General features: G+C 75.6%; 1 protein-coding gene. It reads left to right on the top strand.

Going from position 1 to position 1,419, the window contains the following annotated elements:
- Window positions 1–1,419 (top strand): polyketide synthase dehydratase domain-containing protein (locus tag ACFWIS_RS40640; protein ID WP_380464144.1); only part of this gene is annotated, 1,419 nt, incomplete at both ends.

The raw sequence follows: 1,419 nt of genomic DNA, 5'->3' as shown, positions 1-1,419 counted from the left end.
CCTCCTCACCACCGGCCACACCCACTTCATCGAAACCAGCCCCCACCCCGTCCTCACCACCCCCATCCAACAAACCGCCGACACCACCGACACCGCGGTGGCCACGATCGCCACCCTCCGGCGCAACCACGGCGGCCCGTCGCAGCTGGCAACCGCCCTGGCCCTGGGCCGGATCTCGGGCCTGCCCGTCGCCGGTGCCCCGTACAGCGGCCCGCGTCCGGCCCTGCCCCCGTACCCGTTCCAGCACGGGCCCTACTGGCTGCACCCCGCCGCCACGGGCACCGGTGCCCTCGGGCAGACCGGCACCGACCACCCGCTGGTCGTCTCCGCCGTCGAACTCGCCGACGGCCAGGGGCACATCCTCACCGGCCAGGTGTCCACCACCGGCCTCCCGTGGCTCGCCGACCACGCCGTGCACGGGACCGTGCTGCTGTCGAGCACCACCTACCTGGAGACGGCCCTCCGCTCCGGACTGGAGGTCGGCTGCGGGCACGTCGAGGACCTCACGCTGGAGGCCCCGCTCGTCCTCTCCGACGGAGAGGACGTCCGGCTCCAGGCCGTGGTGGGCGAACCGGACGCCGAAGGCCGTCGGTCCTTCGCGGTCTACTCCCGCCCCTCCGACGCCTCGGGCGACGCGCCGTGGACCCGCCGGGCCGGCGGGTCGCTCACCGCCGAAGCGCCCGCGCCCGCCGCCTCGCCTTCGTCCGCGCCCCCGCAGTCCGCCGCCTGGCCGCCCGCCGGAGCCGTCCCGATCGACCTCACGGACGCCTACGAGCGCCTGAGCGCCAGGGGCTACGACTACGGACCAGCCTTCCAGGGCCTGCGCGCGGCCTGGCGGCTCGGCGACGACGTCTACGCGACCGTCGCCCTCCCCGACTCCGAGCAGCCCGCGGCCCAGCGCTTCTGCCTGCATCCGGCGCTGCTGGACGCCGCCCTGCACCCCATCGCCCTCGGCCTGCTCGGCGACGGCCCCGAGAGCGTCCTGCCGTTCAGCTGGAGCGGCGTCTCCCTGCACGCCGTCGGCGCGGACGGTGTCCGGGTGCGGCTCTCGCCGGTCGGGACGGGCACCGTGGCCATCACCGTCACCGACACCACGGGCGCTCCCGTCGCGGACATCGCGTCACTCGCCCTGCGCCCGGTCGACCCGGCGCGCCTACGCGCCGGCACGGCCCCGGGCCTGCCGTTCCTGGTGGAGTGGTCGGTGGTCGACACACCCGGCGCGACGGAGCCGGCCAACGGGGCAGCCGAGGTGCTGGTCGTGCGGCCCGAGGGCGACACCGCCCAGGACGCCGATCAGGTCGCCGCCGCCCACCACACCGCCGAGCACACCCTCACCCGCATCCAGGAATGGCTCGCCCAGGACCGCACCGACCACCCCCACCTCGTCATCATCACCCGCGGCGCCATCTCCACCCACCC

Source organism: Kitasatospora sp. NPDC127060, assembly GCF_042724935.1.
Lineage (GTDB): Bacteria > Actinomycetota > Actinomycetes > Streptomycetales > Streptomycetaceae > Kitasatospora.
Note: the sequence above shows the minus strand (reverse complement) of the source record. Positions and strands in the feature narration are given on the sequence as shown.